Genomic DNA, 20,351 nt, shown 5'->3' on the forward strand with positions numbered 1-20,351 from the left:
AGGGATGTTAATTAATACGGAACAAAGAGCTTTTCGGTTGGAGATACCGATGCTTCTCTCTTTTCATAAATGCAATGAAGTCCTTAAGTATGTTGCGAGTACGGTTCCTAAGGATCGCTTTTCCAGTGAAATTAATTATAAAGCAAAGGATAATAACGGCCCTCATTGGTTCGGTTACCGATGTTCTATAAAGGAACTTAATAGCAATCTATCACTCTACATTCACTTTGGCTTTATTTTTTTACCCAAAACAAAAGTTGGGTTAATGGTTGAACTTGATAGAAACAATAATCTCCAGGTATATGAACAGATCTGGGATCAAATTGAAGATTCGTCTTTTTATAAAGTTAATAAAGAAGAAAGTGATTATTTGAAATTATTCATTCCAGATGACCATCTTAGTCAAGTAATGGAAGAACATTCAGCAGTTACGCAAGCTGAATTAGTTCAAAAATATTTTATTTCCTGTTGTGATGCATTATTACGTGCAGGAAGAAAGGGGAACAAATGATAAAAAACTCAATTGACTTACAACCCTTTCAATTTCAGCTCGATGATCTTTTATCCTTATTTAACTTTACTAGAACAGTAAAGAATGTAATTGAAACTGCAAATGGTGATACCTTTGAAGTAATACTGGATAATCAAGCAAAGGATAATTTTGGTTCATATGCAGCTGGATATCGATGCTTTTTGAGTAATAAAAAGAATCAGAAGGAACTTTATATCTATTTTGGTGCAATATATAGTTATAAAAAGCAGGCCGGTATTTTTGCTGAAGTCGATCTGAACAGTAATCGTGAACTTTTTGATCAAGTTTGGAATAATATTCAACCCTCAGAGCAATATGAGCTAAATAAAGAAGAAACTCCCTTTGTTAAACTTTTTTTAACTCCTCAACAGCATAGGGCATTAATGGAAGAAACAGATGTAGGTAAGCAGACAGAGTTATTACGTGTATTTTTTATAGAAGTTTGTAAAGCATTTGCTAATACTTTATCAAACAATGGGGGAATTAAATATGAATAAAGATAGAAAAAAAATAGTCTTAATTGGTGCGGGAAGTGCTGTTTTTACACAAGGGTTACTTGCTGACTTTATTCAGGCAAAAGACTTTGGTTCCTGGGAAGTGGGATTGGTAGATATTGATAAAAAGGCATTAGATTCTATCACTCTTTTAGCAAAGAAAATGGTTGCCAAAATGAACGCGGATATTGTGATTAGTTCTTCGCAAGATCGACGTGAGTTGCTTCCAGGTGCGGATGTTGTGGTTACGACAATTGCGGTTGGTGGACGTCGTGCATGGGAGAACGATGTTTTTATTCCACGTAAATACGGAATCTTTCAACCAGTTGGCGATACAACAATGCCTGGAGGAATTTCAAGAGCACTACGGTTGATTCCGACAATGATCGAAGTGGCAAAGGATGTAAAAGAACTTTGTCCTGATGCCTACTTCTTTAATTATTCTAATCCAATGACAGCGATCATTTCAGCTTTAAGAAAAGTTGTAGACTTTCCGGTTATTGGTCTCTGCCATGGATCTATTTATCTTGAAAAATATTTATCTAGATTCTTAAGTGTAGACGTTGATCAAATATCATCTATTGGAGTGGGATTAAATCATCTTACTTTCCTATATGATCTACGAGTGGAGGGAAAAAATGCTTGGCCACTAGTAAATAAGGTACTTAGTGAACAAAAGGAAAAAGTGGCTAAAGCAGGTCACGAATATAATTTCTTCAATCCAATGCTAGAAGATACAGAGGTACCACAGTTTATGGATAATCCATTCTCATGGGCTTTTTATGAAAAATACGGGGCTGTACCAGCCGTTTTGGACCGCCATGTAGTTGAATTTTTCCCAGAACGCTTTCCACAAGGCAATTATTACAATCATGTCCTTGGCGAAAATGCGTTTCCATTCGAAGCAGTCATTGAGCGTGGAGATAGGGTATACAGTAATATGATTGACCAGGCTGCAGGGGATCTGGAAGTGGATAGCGGTTTGTTCAATCGTACAGAGGGCGAGCATGAGCAGTTAGTTGAAATTTTAAGGTCTCTTTATAATGATGAACGGAAAACTTTTTATATTAATTGTCCAAATAACGGAGCTGTACCTAATCTCCCATCTAACTCCGTTTTGGAAATGCCTGCAGTTGCAACAGGAAATGGGTTCTATCAAATGTTCATCCCTGACTTCCCTGAAACGCTAGCTTCTATTATTAGAAAACGTCTTTCAGTCGTAGATCTTACTGTAGAAGCAGCTATAAGCGGAAATCGAAATTATGTGATCGAAGCGATGCTCCTAGATGGTGCGGTAACAAGCGAAGAAGTAGCCGAAAAATTAACGGATGAGTTGCTAGAAGCACACAAACAACATTTACCACAATTTTTTGGAGAAAAAGTGATTCAAAATTAATTTAACCTAGTTATTAATAAGTGGGTGGGAAAATGGAGTTAGGTTTACAGGGGAAGTCAGTCGTAATCACCGGAGGAACTACTGGAATTGGTAAGGCTATAGCGAGCTGCCTTTTAGAAGAAGGCTGTCATGTTAGTGTTTGTGGAAGAAACAAAGATAAAGGGGCGGCTCTTGTTGAAGAGCTCGCCTTTAAAGGTCATCAAATTGTATTTGAATGTGCAGACGCATCAAATCATGAGGAAATAGAGAGGTTTGCTAAAAATACTATTAAGCGTTTAGGTCGGATCGATATTTGGATTAATAATGCAGGAATCTATCCTCAAAAAAAACTGTTGGAAATGACAGAATATGAGTGGGATGAGGTTATGCATATCAATTTGAAGTCAGTGTGGCAAGGTTCGAAGATTGCTGCAAGTTATATGCAAGAAAATGGAAGTGGAGTTATTCTAAATGCCGCATCATTTGCTGCCTTTATCCCTTCCGCAGGAAGTGGTGCGTATGCTGCTTCCAAGGCTGCAATTTTAAGTTTGACTAAAACTTTTGCTGCTGAACTTGCTCCTTTTAATATTCGAGTGAATGCATATGTTCCTGGTGTAATAGAAACACCTATGACAGGTCCTATTATCGAAAAAAACATCGATAATATGATCCAAACTATCCCTCTTGGTAAGTTAGGAAAGCCAGAGGATATTGCAAATGCAGTTGCCTTTATGGCATCAGATGTGTCCTCCTATATGACAGGTACATATATGGAGATTAGTGGTGGAAAATTTTGCGTCCAAAACCCAAGATTCGCTTGGTCGTAATGGTTAAGTAGAGGAGGATTATTTTGGAAAACACGATGCTTAAAGAAGTTCAAGAGAATTTGTTACGTGGACAATATATTCGTGCAATTAATTATCATAATACGCATTTAGCAGATAAAAGTCGGTTAGAAAGAGAACTCCAATATTACCAGCAAAATTTCTCACCTGTTACTTTGGAAGATCTTAATGAATTTTTTATAACAAAAAAGTGGAAAAAAGATAAACCTGGACTTGTCCTTTCCATGTTTGAAGCATATCGGAACAATTATGATATTGCTTTACCTTTGCTCGAAAAATATGGATTTGTTGGGTGGTACCACATTATTACTGATTTCGTGGATACACCAATAGAACAACAGAAAGAATATGCCAGAAATCATAGTATTGATATTGATCAGTTTGATGAATATAGTCAGGATCAACGTTATGCGATGACTTGGGATGAAGTTCGACATGTAGCAAAAAAACATGTTATTTGCAGTCATACACGTAGTCACTACCGCATTTCATTAGACACTCCTGATGATGTAATGAAAAGAGAAATTGTAGAATCAAAACACATTTTAGAAGAAAAGCTCCAACAAGAAGTTGCTGTTTATTGCTGGCTTGGCGGTGCTCAGTTTAATAGCAATCCTGTGGCGGCCAGTTATATCAAAAATGCAGGATATCGCTTTTTATTTGGAAATAGTAAGATTCACAGAATTGCAAACTAATATTAAGGGAGAAAAGCTCTATGGCAGTTATATATCCTCATATTGAAAATCTAATTAATCCTTATCGTGATACGGTTATTGGAAAATCGAATGAGCCAATTACAGTAGCCGGTCTTTTGGACCGTTCCAAACAGAATATGGGTTCTGGCTTTGATGGCCCGAAGCCTGATTGGACATTAGAAAATATATATGATCGATTGGAAGAAAATGCTCCAAGGATTGCGATCATTGGTGGATCTGCTGATCATCCAGCTCATATAATGGATTACCAAACAATTGCTATTGTTGCTCTACGAATCTGGCAAAACGGCGGGGTACCATTCCAGTTTTCAACACCGGTAATGTGTGATGGGACTGCACAAGATAATCAGGGGATGAGTTATTCTCTCCAAAGCCGTAATGCTGTTGCACAAATGATTGTAAATCAAATCGAATCCCACAGTTACCATGGAGCGTTTGTGATTCAAGGGTGTGATAAACAACCAATAGGTGTAGTAAGTGCCTTAGCACAAGTTGACCGTGTAAGGCGTTATCGTGGAGAGTCACCTTTTTTTGCCACATTTGCTCCAGCACATGTAATGAGTGGTGGAAGCTATCCAGAGGACCTTATTGAGGAACTGATGAAAGTTGCAGAACGTGCTGACTTTTTAGGGGCAGCTGATATTGCTGAAGACATTCGTGATACCTTAAATTATGTTCTGGTGTGTTCAACCAATACCTCATTTCAAGGAGTATTTGAAAGGGCAAAGGAAAAAGGTATTATTTCGAAAGTTGAACAGAAAGATTTTGAAAAAAGATTAGCAGTTAGCACATGCAGTAAAGACGGTGGAGTTTGTGCATTTAATGGAACCGGCAACAGTTCACGCCATATGATCTCAGGTCTTGGACTAGTTCATCCGGCACTTGAGCTATTAACTCAGTCACCTTCTCGTGAACAACTCCATAAGGCGGTAGACAGTCTAGCTCTATTAATCAATAATCCTAAGTTTAGTGTAACAAATTTGCTGGCAACAAATATTAAAAACGCAATTCGTATTCATAGTGCATCTGGAGGATCGACTAATTTAATGATGCATATTGTAGCAGGTATGCTTTATGGAGGATTTACCTTTAGTCTTTGGGACTATGATCGAATTCGTCAAGAATATCCGATTCCAGATTTATTTGATTACAGCTTAACAGAGGGTCGTGATATTTTTAAGCTGGCAAGACAGTGTTGCAGTGGAAGTAGCAAAGGGATGGAGACCTTATTTTATGAATTACTGCAAAATGGGGTTCCAATGGATTTAGATGCTCCTACTGTAACTGGGACTACTTGGGGCGAGCGGCTTGTTAAACAGTCTCACTTATCTGCAGACCTGGTAGAGAAGGATCGGGTTATACTTTCTTCTCCGAGACGTCCTTTCAGTGGAGTGGATGTACTCACCGGGAACTTTTTTGAAAGTGCAGTTGTTAAAATAAGTGGTATGTCTACACCTCAGCTTAACTCTTTTGATCAAAAAGTTAACTTTGTACTTTACTTCGAAAATGAAGAAGCAGCAAATCACAGCTTACTTGATTTACAGTTTTTAGAAGATATTAAACGGACACAAAAATTCTGTCACGAACACCTACTTGCAGTTTTAAAGCATAATGATCCTGATAATTTCGTAGAATTTAGTATCCTACCATATAATGAGTTGTTTGATCAGATGGTTGAATTCGGAGCATTAAAACTGACTGTAGTCATCTCAGGACAGGGACCTGATGCCTTTGGTATGCCGGAAATGTATACCCCGATGCAGCATATTAATGCCAATCGAAAACTTAAGAAATTGGTGACAATTGTAAGTGATGGGCGTTATTCAGGTGTAACACTCGGTGCGGCTGTCGGCCATGTAACACCAGAAGCACTGCAGGATGGTGGAATTCTCTATCTCCAAACGGGTGATTTACTATTTATTGATCTTAGTGGAAAACAAATTCACTTTATTAATCCAGAGTCATTTTTAAAGGGAAAACTCGACTTTAATGGATTCTCTGAGGTTAAAATAGTAAGACAAAAAGTAGCTTCAGATCGAATAAAAGCTATAAAAAAACGTAAGCTTCGTGTAGCAACAAGTAATCATTTAACTGGGCATACAGATGCTGCTCACGGGGTTGTACCTATCTCAGTCTATGAAGCAGCGAATATTGATTTTCATAATGAAGCTGAGTTTCATTGTAAGAGTATAAATGAAAAAAAGTAAAGTTTGATTTAACCAAATAGGTAAATATAAAGAGGTGTGCTATATCTATGGAAAAAAAACTTAGTCACGATAGCGTTATACCGTTGTATTATCAATTGAAAGAAATATTATTAGAAAATATAGAATCTGGAAATTGGAAACCTGATGATATGATTCCTTCCGAAATTCAATTACAGCAGGAATACAATATTAGTAGGAATACAGTTAAAAAAGCATTGGATGAGCTTGTTCAAGAAGGATGGCTTACTAGAATTCAGGGCAAGGGTACCTTTGTATCTGCTCCTAAAATTGAACAATCACTAACAAATTTTTATAGTTTTAGTAAAGTGATGAAAAAAAGAGGACTAAATCCAAGAGACATAATACTTGAATTTAAAGAAAATGATCCCAGACTAGGAATTTCAAAAAAATTACAGATTTCTGATCACAAGAAAGTATATGAATTGAAGCGTTTGCGGTGCAGTGGAGATGACCCCATTATTTTAGAAACTTCATTTATCCCAAAGGACTTATTTCCCAATCTTTCAGTAAAAATGCTAGAAAATAATTCCTTGTATGATGTGATGCAGAATAAATATGGGATTTACGTAACAAAAGCAAAGGAAATTTTCGAACCTGTCCTTATTCGTAGTCATGAAAGCATGATTTTACAGGTAGGAGAAGGAAATCCTGCTCTACTTTTGGAACGCATTGCTTATGATAATCAAGGAGTTCCTGTTGAATTTTGCCGGTCTTTAATCCGTGGAGATCGTTGTCGTTTTTATACTGAACTTCTTTAGTATCTTCAAGTAATTGAAGATTCTCCTATTTGTAGGGTTGACCCATCAACCCTTTATGTAAATTATTCTTCCATATTTTTCGAGTTCTGTACTGGAATTGAATAAAAGTAAATTTTAATTGGGTTGTTAAATTAAAAAACAAATTAGTTGGTGATGGTTATGGAGAATCCAGTTGGAATTATTGGGAATTACAACATTGATATTATGATTGGAAATGTTAATGAAGCACCTAAATGGGATACCGAAATTTTGGCTGACCGTTATGAACAGCGCATTGCAGGAACAGCTGGATATATGGCGTTGGCACTATACAATCTGAACATTCCCTCAGTAATCCTTTCAAGCGTTGGCCAGGACGATTACGGGAATTTTTTGGTAAAAGCACTTATTGAACGCGGTCTTGAGGCAAAGGGAATAGAAAGGTTGGCGAATCACCAAACATGTATAGGGTTTGTCGTCGTTAATAAGGATGGCTCTCGTGCAATCACTACGGTTACAGGTGCACATGATCATTTTGATTTAGAGATGTACCACAAAAACAAGCACTTGCTTAAAGAATGTAAAGAAATTGTTATATGCGGCACGTATTTGCTCCCAAAGTTTTCTTTAGCCGAGGCACTAGTGGTAGCAAAAGAACAGAGAGCTCTTGGAAAGAAGATCTATTTTGATCCGAGTTGGGACCCTAATGGATGGTCTGAATATACAGTTTCACAAACGTTTGAGCTACTTAAGTACGTTGATGTGTTTATGCCGAATGAAACTGAGCTATGTCATCTTACTGGGAAACAAAACTGGCGAGATGCATTACTTTTTGTTAGTCAATTTTGTGGTGAAGTGGTTGTGAAGCTTGGGTCAAAAGGTGCTGCAATGATAAAAGATGGAAAAATTATCATTGAGAGTGGAAAGAATGTAAGGGCAGTTGATACCACTGGGGCAGGCGATGTTTTTGATATGGGTTATTTATTCGCTGCCCGACGTGGAGATGATCCTTCAAATCGGTTAGTACTTGGAAATACTTTAGCTTCTCTTGTAATCACTCAAAGTAATCGAACAACTTATCCTACACTTCAAGAACTAATGAACAAATAGGAAAATCCGATAAAAAGCTAATATCTTTAAAAGTGACCAGAAAAATATTTACAGACCCGGTTAGGAGCCGACTTGATATGACTGTTTTTATTTTCTAACTTTTGATATTTGAAATCAGGAGGCTGTAGCTGAAATGAATGCAACATTGTTATGGGAAGCAACTTCAAATTATCGTAATATAAAGAACACATTAGATGGGGAAGTAGAGACAGATGCAGTCATTATCGGTGGAGGATTCACAGGTCTTTCAACTGCATACCATCTTTTAAAAAAAGGGGTAAAAGCAGTTGTTCTCGAACAGTACGAGGTAGGTTGGGGAGCGAGCGGACGGAATGCAGGTATGATACTTCCAGGATATCACCATTCTATGACTACAATTGCTAATCAATATGGCATATCGGCTGCTAAGGAATTGTTTAAATTCTCCTTAGAAAGTATTAATCTCGTTGAGAGCATAATAAAGGATCGCGGAATATCGTGCGATTTCAATAGAAACGGCCATTTTTTAGCCGCATATAAAACCAAGCATATGGATGCTTTGAAAAGGGAGCAGGAATTTTTACAAAAGTATTGCAACTACAAAACTGCAATTATTGAAAAAAAAGATATGCCATTTGTACTTGATTCATCTTTGTATCATGGCGGTCTTTTAGATCCCCAAAGCTTTTCTTTTCATCCTTTAAACTATGCTCTTGGCTTAGCTAAAGCTGTAGAAAAACTGGATGGAACTATTTACGAAAATTCCCAAGTAATTGATATTCATTACTCCTCAAAATACACCATAGTAAGAACTACTTCAGGAGCTATAAAGGCAAAACATCTTGTAATTGCAACAAATGGATATACTGAGGGTCTTATAAAAAAATTATCAAGATCGGTCTTGCCAATTGCGAGCTATATGATTGCAACTGAACCACTCCCACCTAGACTTGCAAAAAAATTAATCCCAAATAATCGCATGATATTTGACACAAAGAATTTTCTCAATTATTTCAGATTAACGCCTGATTATCGTCTGATTTTTGGCGGAAAAGATAGTATTCGTGGAGTTGAAAATAACCAAACCTATGAAGATGTTCATACAGAGTTACTAAAGGTGTTCCCTGAATTAGAGGGTTTCTCGGTTGAATATAAGTGGGGAGGACTTTTAGGGATGACTTCAGATTTTTTCCCTCATGTTGGTCAATTGGAAAATGGAACACATTTTGCGGTAGGTTGTGCTGGACATGGGGCGGCTATCACAACACTTTTGGGCAAGGTCATAGCTCAAAACATTACACAAGAGGACCGGGTAAAAAGCAAACTAGAAAAACTCCCCTTAAAGGAAATCCCCTTTCACGGGCAGAGGGCTCTTATCATTAATGTTGTTGAAATGTATTACAAATTACTTGATAAATTAGCATAAAAAGAGGGAACTAAAGAGGTGAGAGAACCGATGAACAAATATGTTCTCATCGTCATAGCCTCAGTTGTATTATGGGGAACCACAATTCCTCCAACAAAATGGGCTTTGGTGAGTATTCCTCCATTTACATTAAGTTTTTTACGACTGTTTGTTGCTTGTTTAGTACTTTTTCCACTAGCTCAATATAAGTCAAGTCTTTTTGGTCAAAAAAGAAACATACCTTGGAAGCGTCTATGGAGCTTATCTTTTACCGGGGTTGGTGGAACTTTAATATTGGGATATTGGGGGATTGAGCTTACAAGCGGTTTACATGTAAGTATTTTAGGTGCAACAATGCCTTTATTTACCCTATTACTAGGGGTATTTTACCTAAAAGAATCAATAAGTAGAACAGAAATTGCTTCCTTGTTACTCGGATTACTTGGAGTGTTAATTATATCTATCCAATCTGATATTGAAAGAGGAAGTTCTATTTTAGGCGATATCCTTATTTTATTTAGTTGTTTGTTGTGGGCAATATATATGGCTCAATTAAAGCGACCAAAAGGGGAATTACATTTACCAATTGACTGGTTTACCGCTTTAACTCTTTTCCTAGGGTCCTTAATGATGCTTCCTCTTGCTATTGTAGAAATCAGGGTAATTGGTTGGCCTACATTATCCTGGAAGGTTGTAGGAAGTGTATTCTACTTATCTCTTTTACCAACCACTCTGGCTTATTGGCTATGGAATAAAGGGCTAACTCATATATCGATGGCACGTGCAAGTGCTATTTTATATACAATTCCAATCATTGAAGTCATTTCTTGTGTGATTTTGCTTGATGAAATGATTACCTGGAGACTGCTTATTGGCGGGTGCCTTGTACTCGGTGGTGTTGTCTTGATCGAGAGAAAAGCAATAAGAAATTTATTAATTAAAAATAATTGAATTATCTACTGATTATAAAGTGTGGGTAGGGAGTCAGAGAGTTTTGTTAGATAGACTCAATTTATTATCGGAGGTTTAATTATGAGTCGACTAGAAAGAACTCAAAAAGAGGAAATTGGAAACTACTTGGATATAAAAGACCATCTTACATGGCAAAAATAGGCCGTTTGTTAGGTGATCAACAATCAGTTGAGGTTTTAGAAAACCTAATTGAAAGGCAGTCACCTTACTTTTCTGATTTTTTTTTTTTAATCTGTAAGGTCAAACTTTAACTAATAACGAACAAGTTTCCAAAGGGAGGAATCAATATGTTTTTACCTTTTTCATACCAACAAATTGAGGAAATGGGTGCGTCTAATACAGTAAAAGAAATCATGCAGCAACCTGAACTATGGAAGAAGGTATATGAGATAGTCTTGAATAAAATGAGTAAAATTAGCCAGTTTTTTCAAGACATTTCAGCTAATCATACTAGAGCGCGTTTTATTTTTACCGGTGCTGGTACATCAGCATTTGTGGGGGATATTGTTGTACCTTATTTAAGGAAAAATAATTCACATACAAACTGGGATTTTCAAGCCATTGCAACAACCGACTTAGTATCATCCCCATCCTATTATTTTTATGAGGATATTCCTACTATTCTAGTATCGTTTGCACGGTCTGGGAATAGCCCAGAAAGTGTAGCAGCTGTCGAGTTAGGTGAAAAGAATTTAAGCAATTTTTATCAAATTGTGATTACTTGTAATGAAAATGGAAAATTAGCCAAAAAGGCAAGAAATGATTCCCGTGCTCTACTTATTCAAATGCCTAATGAGTCAAATGATTTGGGATTTGCAATGACTAGTAGTTTTACTTGCATGATGTTGGCAAGCCTATTAGTCTTCCAATATGAAAAACTAGACTCTCTTAAAACGATAGTTGATAAGTTATATTCTCTGGGAGAATCTTTTCTAAAGCAACTTTCTTTGAGACTCGAAGATATTTTTGAATTTAATTTCCAACGAATCATTTATTTGGGTTCTGGAATATTAGGAGGTATTGCACGTGAATCAGCGTTGAAGGTTTTGGAATTAACATCAGGCCAAGTTATTTCCATGAATGAAACTCCCCTTGGTTTCCGGCATGGTCCAAAAACGATATTAAATGACCATACTTTAGTAGTTCAATTCCTTTCAAGTGATCCTTATACTCGAAAATATGATATCGATTTATTAAAAGAATTGCATAAGGAAAAACTCAACTCCAAAGTGGTAAGTGTTGACTTAGGATTTGACCAAACTGTGATGGAAAACAGCCATTGCAATCTACAAGTGGCCATTGACGATAAATTAGAGGACATTTATTTAGGATTTATTTACGTCCTTTTTGCCCAGGCTCTTTCTGTAAAAAAATCAATTCAGTTGGGATTAGAGGTCGATAATCCTTGTACAAATGGAATGGTAAACCGTGTAGTACAAGGAGTTAAAATTCATTCGCTTTAATCAAAGGGGGAGATATGAATGTATATCAAAGAATCAAAGTTAGTTAACACTAAGGAAATGCTTATTAATGCCCGAAATGGTGGATATGCCGTTCCTGCATTCAATATCCACAACCTTGAAACAATTCAAGTTGTTACGGAAGCAGCAGCGGAATTAAGATCTCCAGTAATTCTAGCTGCTACACCTGGAACTTTTAATTATGCTGGCAGAGACTATATTCAATCTATCGTGGAAACAGCTGCATCCCGCTACTCTATTCCAATTGCTCTTCATTTGGACCACCATGAAAAAGTAGGAGATATTTATAGATCATTAGAGTTGGGTGTAAAATCTGTCATGATTGATGGATCTCATCAGCCTTTTGCTAAGAATATTCAGATTACCAAAGAAATTGTTGACATAGCGAAACAATTTAATGCATCCGTTGAAGGAGAATTGGGGCGCCTTGGGGGTCAAGAAGATGATCTAGTAGTGAATATTGAAGATTCTTATTTTACTGACCCAGATGCTGCAGTAGTTTTTGTTAAAGAAACGGGTATCGACTCTCTTGCAGTTGCTATAGGTACCGCCCATGGATTGTACAATTCCAAGCCAAAACTAGATTTTGATCGGCTTGCCAACATCCAAAAGGAACTGGATGTTCCTCTTGTCCTGCATGGTGCATCAGGAATTTCAGTTGAAGAAGTAAGGAAATGTATTGCATTAGGATGTAGTAAAGTAAATATCGCTACGGAGTTGAAAATTCCATTTTCTGAGGCCCTACGGAATTTCCTGGTTAAACACTCAAATGAAAGTGACCCCCGAAAATACATGGCACCAGCGAAGGCAGCAATGAAACAAATTGCTATCGAAAAAATCAAGATGTGCCTTAGTGACGGAAAAGCATGATTTTAACGATAACTCTAAACCCATCGGTTGACATTAATTATCAGATTTCGGGGTTTCAAATAGCTGGAGCAAACCGGTGTCACTCCACAATGAAAACAGCTGGCGGAAAGGGATTAAACGTGACCAGGGTTCTTCATTGTTTAAACTTAAGGGTTAAAGCGACAGGGTTTCTGGGGGGAACCAATGGGCTTTTTATTAAAAGGGAGTTGGACCGTGAAGGAATTTCCCATTCCTTTATTCCGATTAAAGGTGATACTAGGAACTGCATTTCTATATTACATGATTTACATCAGACCGAAGTGATGGAAGAGGGACCATTGACTACAGAAGAAGAACAAATTACATTTCTAAATGAAATGGAGGAACATTTTAAGGATGCATCTGTGATTGTAGCATCGGGCAGTTTACCATTAGGGCTTTCTGTAACGTTTTACAGGGAACTAATTAATATGGCCCATCGGTTTCAAAAACCCTTTTTACTAGATACAAGTGGGGTTGCATTGAGGTGTTCTCTAAGTGCACTGCCCACCATGATTAAGCCTAATATTTCTGAATTTGAACAGTTAATCGGAAAATCATGTAACTCTGAGGAAGATTTGATTAAAGAGCTCAAAGAATTTCCTGTCGAAATTCCATATATAATGGTAACTCTAGGTGATCAAGGAGCCATTATCAAGCATGGTGAGCACCTATATCGGATTATCGTTCCAAAGATCAATACCATTAACCCTGTTGGTTCTGGAGATGCTACTGTTGCAGGTTTTGCAGCTGGATTAGTCGATGGGTATCAAGGTGAAGAACTCTTTTTACACAGTATATTAATGGGGTTATTAAATACATTGGAAAAGAAAACTGGAATGGTGAATCCTTCGCTTATTTCCCACTATGAAAAGGAAATAAAAATCAATAAATTGGATTAAAAGAATCAAAGTTAAGAATTAGAAAAAATTGGTAGATTAATACTTTTCAGATATGTATATATTTCTTGAAAGCTATTTCATATGCCATAATCTTTTAATTTAGAAAAAGAATCTTGGGGTAAATATATGCATTGGAAGATAATTCTGCAGATAGCCATTCCTTCAGTAGCATCATTCGCTACAACCACAGTAGCTGGAACCATTAATTTAATTATTGTTGGGGAATAGGGTGCGCTAGCCATTTCGATAGTAGGGGTATCTGACATTATCATGTATAATGTGTGGGCTCTGTTTTCTGGAGTTGGTCTTACGATAAACTATCTTGTCACTCAAGACTTCGGGGCGAAAGTGATGAAAAAAGGTATAGAGCGGACCCAAATGGCACTATACCTTTGCCTTGTTGCAGGGATGCCTGTTTTATTAATGGGGGCTTTTGCTTCGGAAGAAGTGTTAAAGCTTATTGGGGATGAATTGCCCGAGGCGGGAGGAAGCTATCTAGAATTTCGTTTTATTGCGATGATATTCTCCATTTTTATTTTTGTTTTCCACAGCTTTTTCCGAGGGATAGGTGACACGAAAACACCAATGGCCATCTCCATAATTGGAAACATTTTGATGGTCTTTTTTACCTATTCATTGACATATGGCAATCTAGGCTTTTAAAAACTTGGCTTAATGGGAGCAGGGCTTTCTTTTATTATTGGGGAATCAGTCTCGTTAATGATTTGTATTTACTTTTATTATTTTCGTCTACACCCTATTTATAAGACTCGTATACGAGTTCCATTAAACCGGATGGAGGCAAAATTCATTTTTGCTGAAAGTTGAAAATTGGGTGTTCAAGAGTTTTCGATAAGTATGGCGATGTTTGTTTTTACGGTTTTTGTAGGCAAACTGGGTACGGAAGTTCTGGCAGCAAATGAAATTGCTTTAAATGTGATGAGTTTTGGGTTTATGCCTGCCTTTGCCTTTGGGTCGACAGCAACGATCCTTGTTTGGCAAGAAATTGGAAAAGGACATTCAATTCTTGGCAGGCGCTTAGGCTCAGAGATAGCTGTTCTTGGTTGCGCATTCTTATTGCTGTTAGGTATTGTGGAATTTATTTGGGCTGAACAAATAGTCATGCTTTATACGAAATATAAAGATGTAGCTCTGCTTGCTTCCGGGTTGATTACGGTTGCTGCTTTTCTGCAAATATTTGAAGGTTTATTGAATTTCTATGCTGGTGGACTAAGGGGAATTGGCGAAACTTCCTTTTTACTGCGTATTTCATTGATTCTTACATGGGTATTGTTTATTCCATTAACTTATGTTTTAACGTTTGTATTTAAATTATCAAGTTACGGAGCATGGGTTGCATTGAATACGTATTTATTGTTCTTTGGTTTAGCTGTCATGCTAAGATTCTATCGACGGGATTGGGTCCTCATTAAGAAAAAGACAACGGATGCCTATATTTAATTTATTTTTCTAATCCAAAATTTACAAAAAGATCACGAAGGAGAAGATTGATTTTGGCTAAAGTAAAAGTTGCCATTATCGGTTCCGGAAATATTGGGACCGATCTTATGATGAAATTAAGGCGTTCAGAAATTTTGGAGCTTACTGCAGTCATTGGAATTGATTCAGAGTCTGTTGGATTAAAACGTGCTAGAGAACTAGGCTATGTTGCTATTGACACGGGATTGAAAGGGTTCCTTGAACGTCCAGAATTAGCGGATGTAGTGTTCGATGCCACCTCAGCGAAGGCACACATCCGCCATGCCAAATTACTAAAAGATGCAGGAAAAAAAGTCATAGATATGACTCCTGCAGCAAGAGGAGTATTAGTCGTTCCATGCGTAAATATGGGTTCCAATATAGAAGCGGATAATATTAACCTCATCACCTGCGGTGGCCAGGCGACAATCCCGATGGTTCATGCAGTAAATCGTGTCAGCACGGTAGATTATGCAGAAATCGTTGCGACCATCTCTAGCCGTAGTGCCGGACCGGGAACTAGGGCCAATATTGACGAGTTTACCGAAACCACTTCCCGGGCAATCGAAGAGGTCGGGGGAGCGAAGAAAGGAAAGGCTATCATTATTTTAAACCCTGCTGAACCCCCAATTTTGATGCGGGATACGATCTATGCCATAGTAGAAGAGGGGACAATGGACGAAGCGAAAATTACTCAATCTGTTCAGAAAATGGTCGATGACGTTCAATCCTTTGTTCCGGGATATCGTTTACGCACAGAGCCAATTTTCGATGGCAATAAAGTGACGATCTTCATCGAAGTGGAAGGAGCCGGCGACTATTTGCCTAAATATTCCGGCAATCTTGATATTATGACGGCAACAGGGGTAAAGGTGGCGGAAGAGTTTGCAAAAAATCAAATAGCGAAGCTGCTAGTTTAATAGAAAGGAGATTTCATCCAATGACAAAGGTCCGCGATATCTATATCACAGAAGTAGCATTACGAGATGGAAGCCATGCCATCGACCATCAATTTACGGTCGAGCAAGTCCTAAAAGTAGCGAGAGCTTTAAATGATGCAGGCGTTCCTTACGTTGAGGTCTCACACGGGGATGGTCTATCTGGCTCCTCATTGCAATATGGCCTCTCTAAAACCAATGAATTGGAATTAATTGAAGCAGCAGTATCTGTAGCAGATAGGGCGAAAATTGCCATTCTTTTGCTTCCGGGCATTGGCACGGTAAAGGATTTAAGGGAAGCGGCAAAATTAGGAGCAAAGATGGCCCGTATTGCTACACATGTTACCGAGGCGGATGTGGCACCACAACACATCGCTGCAGCAAAAGAACTCGGGATGGAAACAGTCGGATTCTTGATGATGTCCCACATGGCGGAAGCTAGCAAGTTAATAGAACAAGCTAAACTCATGGAAAGCTATGGAGCTGATACGGTATATGTAGTCGATTCTGCTGGAGCTCTGCTTCCAGGGCAGGTTCGTGAGAGGATTCGTGCTTTGAAACAACATGTAGGCATTCACATTGGATTCCACGGACATAACAATCTTTCGCTTGCAATGGCGAACTCTTTAGTAGCAATTGAAGAGGGAGCTACTCGTATCGATGGAAGTGTTCGCTGTTTAGGGGCAGGAGCCGGTAATACGCAAACTGAAGTACTTGTTACTGTACTTGATCGGATGAGAATCAAAACGGGCATTGACGTTTATAAAATGATGGACTTGGCGGAAGAAATTGTCGCTCCGATTTTACAGACTCCTCAAGAGATTACGAGAGATAGTCTTGTCCTTGGTTATGCTGGGGTATATTCGAGCTTCGCCCTTCATGCTAAAAGAGCGGCAGCTAAGTTTGGCATCGATGCTCGTGATATTTTAATAGAATTAGGTAAACTAAAGGTAGTTGGGGGTCAAGAGGATATGATTGTCGATGTTGCTGCAGAAATCGCGAAAGCAAAGACAACGGCAAAAGTATAAGTAATATTGGTTTCCATTAAATGTCGGTAGTTATTTGTTTGTGACTCACATATGACATTAGTTGTCTATAATCCCAAAGTCTTAAAAACAGTAATCGAATAGTAAAAGCTTAGGCACTTCACAGTAAGTACCTGCTTGATTCACTTCTGTCTATGCTAGCAAAAATATTAGCCAATATTAATCCTGGAGGGATTGGACCTAGAGACAGCAGTAGAACAATCAATAGAAGAGATAAAATTATACCCATCTAACAAGGAATGCTGTGAGCTCATTGTAAAGCGCTCACCTTAGCAAAATCAAACACCCCAGACATTCAAGCTATCGAGAGTCTTGGAGAGGAAGCTCTGGTAATTTCCGTCTATTACGCTTTAAAATATCAAACTGATTTTAAAAAAGCTGTGATTACTGCTGTTAACCAAAGTGGCGACAGCGATCGTACCGGAGTAATCACGGGTAATATTTTAGGTGCCTATCTTGGGGTAGAAGAAATTCCGGAAAATTGGGCTAAAGAAGTTGAACTTTCTCAAGAACTAACGCAGCTAGCGGATGATTTAGTTAAGACCAATGAAAACAGCGAAGGATGGCACCAAAAGTATCCTGGTTGGTAAAAAAAGTTATAGGATGGTTAGTTCAATATAAGAGCTAACTATCCTTTTTATATATCATAATAGAAGATTTATTAAAATAAATGACTTATTCAACAGAGGACATCATAAAGAGGGTACTGAAAAACCTACGGTTTTAAAGAAATAAAATTATAAACACTAAAAAAGACGACTATAAATTCAGAAATTGAATTTTGAGTCGTCTTTTTTATAAACTTAGAAGCAATTTTGCCCTTAATTCTCACCGATAAGTTTCAATATTCTTTTTAGATTCACTGTGAAAATTGCCATGGCACCTTGTAATTCCATGCCAATTAGACCCGAGGATTCTGCAACATTATACCCGTGTCGGTGTTTTAATTCGCTATTTTTTGCTTCTATCTTATATCTTTCTTTTGATTTTTCTTTAAAATAGTCGCTTTCTTGAAATTTTATTTGTTCCGTATGTATATTTGATTTGATACTTACAGAATAACTCTTACTTTTAGCCCCATCTTTATAACATCCCTCTTTAAATGGACAAACTTTACAGTTTTCTACATCAAAATAATAAGTGTCAACCTGATTGGTAGCTACCCCTTTTTTACCTTGTCGAGCTTTCCTAATTGCCATATGGCCAGCCTTACAAACATACATACCTGCATCTTTATTAAATTCAAATTCATCTTCTTTTGTACGAAAACCTTGTGTAACAGAAGGGTTTAATTTGGCTACTAGTTTTATTTCATTTTTATTGGTGTATTCGATATTTCCTTTTTCAGAATAAGCAGCATCACCAATTACCGTTTCTACATTTATGCCAGCTTGAACGCTTTTCTCGATTAGAGTTTCTAATTGCTTCCCATCGTTTTTCTCCCCTGTTGTAATAATTGCAGCTGTAATGATTCTTTCTTCACTCATTGCAATGTGTGTTTTGTACCCAAAAAAGGAGGAATCCGCAGTTTTATGACCCACTTTTGTATCCTTATCTTTTGAAATCCATAAATATTCTATATCATCGGCAACAGTTTCTTTAAGAAGGTTCAATTGTTCTTTTACTTTAGGGTATTGGGGAAGAACTTTTTCCTTTTCTATAACGTCAATGAGCTTTTGACAATAGTCTATCTCATCCTCCAGAGCATCCGTTGTAGTTTTAGCGGGAAAATTATTTTTAATTGATTCATCAATCTTATATATAGCTTTTCGAAGTTTCTTAGAGCGATCCATAAGGATTTCTTTGGGTGACTTTTGATTATAGCGAGCTTTCGTATGGGTGGCATCCACGATAATGGCTTTATTTTTAATAATTTCTTTTTCAATAGCAATTTCAACTGTTTTATTAATTAACATATCTAAAAGATTTACATCTTTTAAACGTAATTTTCGGAATTTAGTTAAAGAACTTGGATCTATTACAGGCTCCTCCGGAGCCATCTGCAGAAAATATTTAAAGGACATATCATATTTTGAACGTTCAACTAAATCAACATCACTTAGGTCATGGATAGACTTCAATAATAAGTATTTAAACATACGAATAGGGTCGATTGCATTTCGACCATTATTAAGACAATAGTTATCCTTAAGTTTGTCATACACAAAAGAAAAATCAATCAACTCATTGATTCTTCTTAATACATTATCCTTAGGAACGATTAAATCATATATAGCCATAAATGGACTAAATGTTACTGATTGTTGGTTCTGAATCATAGTATCCACCCGTTTATAATTGATACTATAATTATACAGCAAAAAAAGTGTAATTCCCTCCTGCCTGAGGTATTATACCTTTTTCACATTTGAGGGGACTTTTTCAGTACCCTCCATCATAAATGGTCCTTTTTTTGTTTTCTAAATAAAGGTAAGTAATGCAATTTTGATAATAACTGAATTAGTAATCCTATAATCCAATTTAGATTAGTCTAAAAAATTTGATTGTGTGAAGGTCGATTTTCAGAAGTTATATTTTTACAATATTTTTTATACTCACTTATACCTGTAAAAGTGATAAATAACGATTTAAAACAGTCATATGAATATTCTGAATATTGGTATAAGATGGTTTTGTAAGCGTTTTAATTAAAATAAAAAAAGCTATTATACCTCCTAGTTATATGATTTAAACAATCTTGTAAACCGGGATACCCTGGAAACCTAGAGAATGGGCAATTTCTGTAACAGATAACTGTGTAGACCGTAAAAGTTTTTTAGCCAGGTCAATTTTTAACTCTCGTTGCACTTGAATTGGGGATTTCCCAAAAAGCTCTTTAAAACGGTTACTTATATATGTAGGATGAAAATGATACTGTGTTGATAAGTCATTTAATGATACATCCTTATCGGGATTTTATATGAATTGAGTAAGCATACATAAAAAACTTTCTGATTGGCTTTGATGAAATAAGTCATTTTTTGAATTCATAATACTTTCTAATAATAAATAAAGCATTTCATGCGATTTCGCTTTTGTAAGAATGGTTTTAGATAGAAAATCGTCTTTTTGATTAATTTCCATAAACTCCATAAAAACCCTTTTAAACTCTTCTGAATTTTTCAGATTGAAAGTAATAGGAAAGTTAAACAATTTTAATACGTCAATAACATTTCCTATTTCATATGTAAAGTGACACCAGAGAAAGACGGTTTCCTCATCCG

General features: G+C 36.9%; 20 protein-coding genes and 1 pseudogene. 19 read left to right on the top strand and 2 right to left on the bottom strand.

Going from position 1 to position 20,351, the window contains the following annotated elements; all coding sequences use genetic code 11:
• The first annotated feature begins 4 nt into the window (after positions 1 to 4).
• From QUG14_RS01050 to QUG14_RS01135, 19 genes are all read left to right on the top strand, one after another.
• Positions 5 to 511 carry a hypothetical protein gene (locus QUG14_RS01050; RefSeq protein WP_289338567.1) on the top strand — a complete coding sequence of 169 codons (507 nt, stop codon included), beginning with the start codon at positions 5 to 7 and terminating at the stop codon, positions 509 to 511.
• Positions 508 to 1,029 (top strand): hypothetical protein, encoded by a 522-nt coding sequence (locus QUG14_RS01055; RefSeq protein ID WP_289338569.1) that lies wholly within the window; start codon positions 508 to 510, stop codon positions 1,027 to 1,029. Before QUG14_RS01050 ends, QUG14_RS01055 begins: the two co-directional genes overlap by 4 nt.
• On the top strand, positions 1,022 to 2,422 hold the full coding sequence (locus QUG14_RS01060; protein WP_289338571.1) for a family 4 glycosyl hydrolase: 1,401 nt from the start codon (positions 1,022 to 1,024) through the stop codon (positions 2,420 to 2,422). The genes QUG14_RS01055 and QUG14_RS01060 overlap by 8 nt, the downstream gene beginning before the upstream one ends.
• A 32-nt stretch (positions 2,423 to 2,454) precedes the next feature.
• Complete coding sequence (locus QUG14_RS01065; protein ID WP_289338573.1) at positions 2,455 to 3,228, top strand: SDR family NAD(P)-dependent oxidoreductase; 774 nt, start codon at positions 2,455 to 2,457, stop codon at positions 3,226 to 3,228.
• Positions 3,229 to 3,251: 23 nt separating this feature from the next.
• Positions 3,252 to 3,941, top strand: coding sequence for a polysaccharide deacetylase family protein (locus QUG14_RS01070; protein WP_289338575.1), 690 nt, complete (start codon positions 3,252 to 3,254; stop codon positions 3,939 to 3,941).
• 20 nt (positions 3,942 to 3,961) lie between these two features.
• Complete coding sequence (locus tag QUG14_RS01075) at positions 3,962 to 6,169, top strand: dihydroxy-acid dehydratase domain-containing protein (RefSeq protein ID WP_289338577.1); 2,208 nt, start codon at positions 3,962 to 3,964, stop codon at positions 6,167 to 6,169.
• Positions 6,170 to 6,216: 47 nt separating this feature from the next.
• On the top strand, positions 6,217 to 6,948 hold the full coding sequence (locus QUG14_RS01080; protein WP_289338579.1) for a GntR family transcriptional regulator: 732 nt from the start codon (positions 6,217 to 6,219) through the stop codon (positions 6,946 to 6,948).
• 159 nt (positions 6,949 to 7,107) lie between these two features.
• Positions 7,108 to 8,037: a carbohydrate kinase family protein gene (locus QUG14_RS01085; protein WP_289338580.1), complete on the top strand. Its 930-nt coding sequence runs from the start codon at positions 7,108 to 7,110 to the stop codon at positions 8,035 to 8,037.
• Positions 8,038 to 8,170: 133 nt separating this feature from the next.
• Complete coding sequence (locus QUG14_RS01090) at positions 8,171 to 9,442, top strand: NAD(P)/FAD-dependent oxidoreductase (protein WP_289338581.1); 1,272 nt, start codon at positions 8,171 to 8,173, stop codon at positions 9,440 to 9,442.
• Between the two features lie 30 nt (positions 9,443 to 9,472).
• Entirely contained in the window at positions 9,473 to 10,372 is a 900-nt protein-coding gene (locus QUG14_RS01095; protein WP_289338583.1) for a DMT family transporter, read from the top strand.
• A gap of 59 nt (positions 10,373 to 10,431) precedes the next feature.
• Positions 10,432 to 10,644 (top strand): sterol carrier protein domain-containing protein, encoded by a 213-nt coding sequence (locus QUG14_RS01100; RefSeq protein WP_289344038.1) that lies wholly within the window; start codon positions 10,432 to 10,434, stop codon positions 10,642 to 10,644.
• A gap of 36 nt (positions 10,645 to 10,680) precedes the next feature.
• Entirely contained in the window at positions 10,681 to 11,856 is a 1,176-nt protein-coding gene (locus QUG14_RS01105; RefSeq protein ID WP_289338584.1) for an SIS domain-containing protein, read from the top strand.
• Positions 11,857 to 11,874: 18 nt separating this feature from the next.
• Positions 11,875 to 12,744: a tagatose-bisphosphate aldolase subunit GatY gene (locus tag QUG14_RS01110; protein WP_289338585.1), complete on the top strand. Its 870-nt coding sequence runs from the start codon at positions 11,875 to 11,877 to the stop codon at positions 12,742 to 12,744.
• Positions 12,741 to 13,664: a 1-phosphofructokinase family hexose kinase gene (locus tag QUG14_RS01115; RefSeq protein WP_289338586.1), complete on the top strand. Its 924-nt coding sequence runs from the start codon at positions 12,741 to 12,743 to the stop codon at positions 13,662 to 13,664. Before QUG14_RS01110 ends, QUG14_RS01115 begins: the two co-directional genes overlap by 4 nt.
• Positions 13,665 to 13,904: 240 nt before the next feature.
• Complete coding sequence (locus QUG14_RS29695; protein ID WP_353961098.1) at positions 13,905 to 14,327, top strand: MATE family efflux transporter; 423 nt, start codon at positions 13,905 to 13,907, stop codon at positions 14,325 to 14,327.
• 168 nt (positions 14,328 to 14,495) lie between these two features.
• Positions 14,496 to 15,125 (top strand): MATE family efflux transporter, encoded by a 630-nt coding sequence (locus tag QUG14_RS29700; protein WP_353961054.1) that lies wholly within the window; start codon positions 14,496 to 14,498, stop codon positions 15,123 to 15,125.
• Positions 15,126 to 15,178: 53 nt separating this feature from the next.
• Positions 15,179 to 16,063 carry an acetaldehyde dehydrogenase (acetylating) gene (locus QUG14_RS01125; protein ID WP_289338587.1) on the top strand — a complete coding sequence of 295 codons (885 nt, stop codon included), beginning with the start codon at positions 15,179 to 15,181 and terminating at the stop codon, positions 16,061 to 16,063.
• Positions 16,064 to 16,083: 20 nt separating this feature from the next.
• On the top strand, positions 16,084 to 17,109 hold the full coding sequence (gene dmpG, locus QUG14_RS01130; RefSeq protein ID WP_289338588.1) for a 4-hydroxy-2-oxovalerate aldolase: 1,026 nt from the start codon (positions 16,084 to 16,086) through the stop codon (positions 17,107 to 17,109).
• Between the two features lie 344 nt (positions 17,110 to 17,453).
• Entirely contained in the window at positions 17,454 to 17,717 is a 264-nt protein-coding gene (locus QUG14_RS01135; RefSeq protein ID WP_289344039.1) for an ADP-ribosylglycohydrolase family protein, read from the top strand.
• A 231-nt stretch (positions 17,718 to 17,948) separates the two neighbouring features.
• On the opposite strand, the gene QUG14_RS01140 is transcribed toward QUG14_RS01135, so the two are convergent.
• Both QUG14_RS01140 and QUG14_RS29705 read right to left on the bottom strand, forming a co-directional pair.
• Positions 17,949 to 19,406 (bottom strand): IS1182 family transposase, encoded by a 1,458-nt coding sequence (locus QUG14_RS01140; protein WP_289338589.1) that lies wholly within the window; start codon positions 19,404 to 19,406, stop codon positions 17,949 to 17,951.
• Positions 19,407 to 19,815: 409 nt separating this feature from the next.
• A pseudogene (locus QUG14_RS29705) lies at positions 19,816 to 20,028 on the bottom strand (helix-turn-helix domain-containing protein); the annotation flags it as partial.
• Positions 20,029 to 20,351: the final 323 nt, after the last annotated feature.

The sequence above is a fragment of the Neobacillus sp. CF12 genome, from assembly GCF_030348765.1.
Lineage (GTDB): Bacteria > Bacillota > Bacilli > Bacillales > Cytobacillaceae > Neobacillus.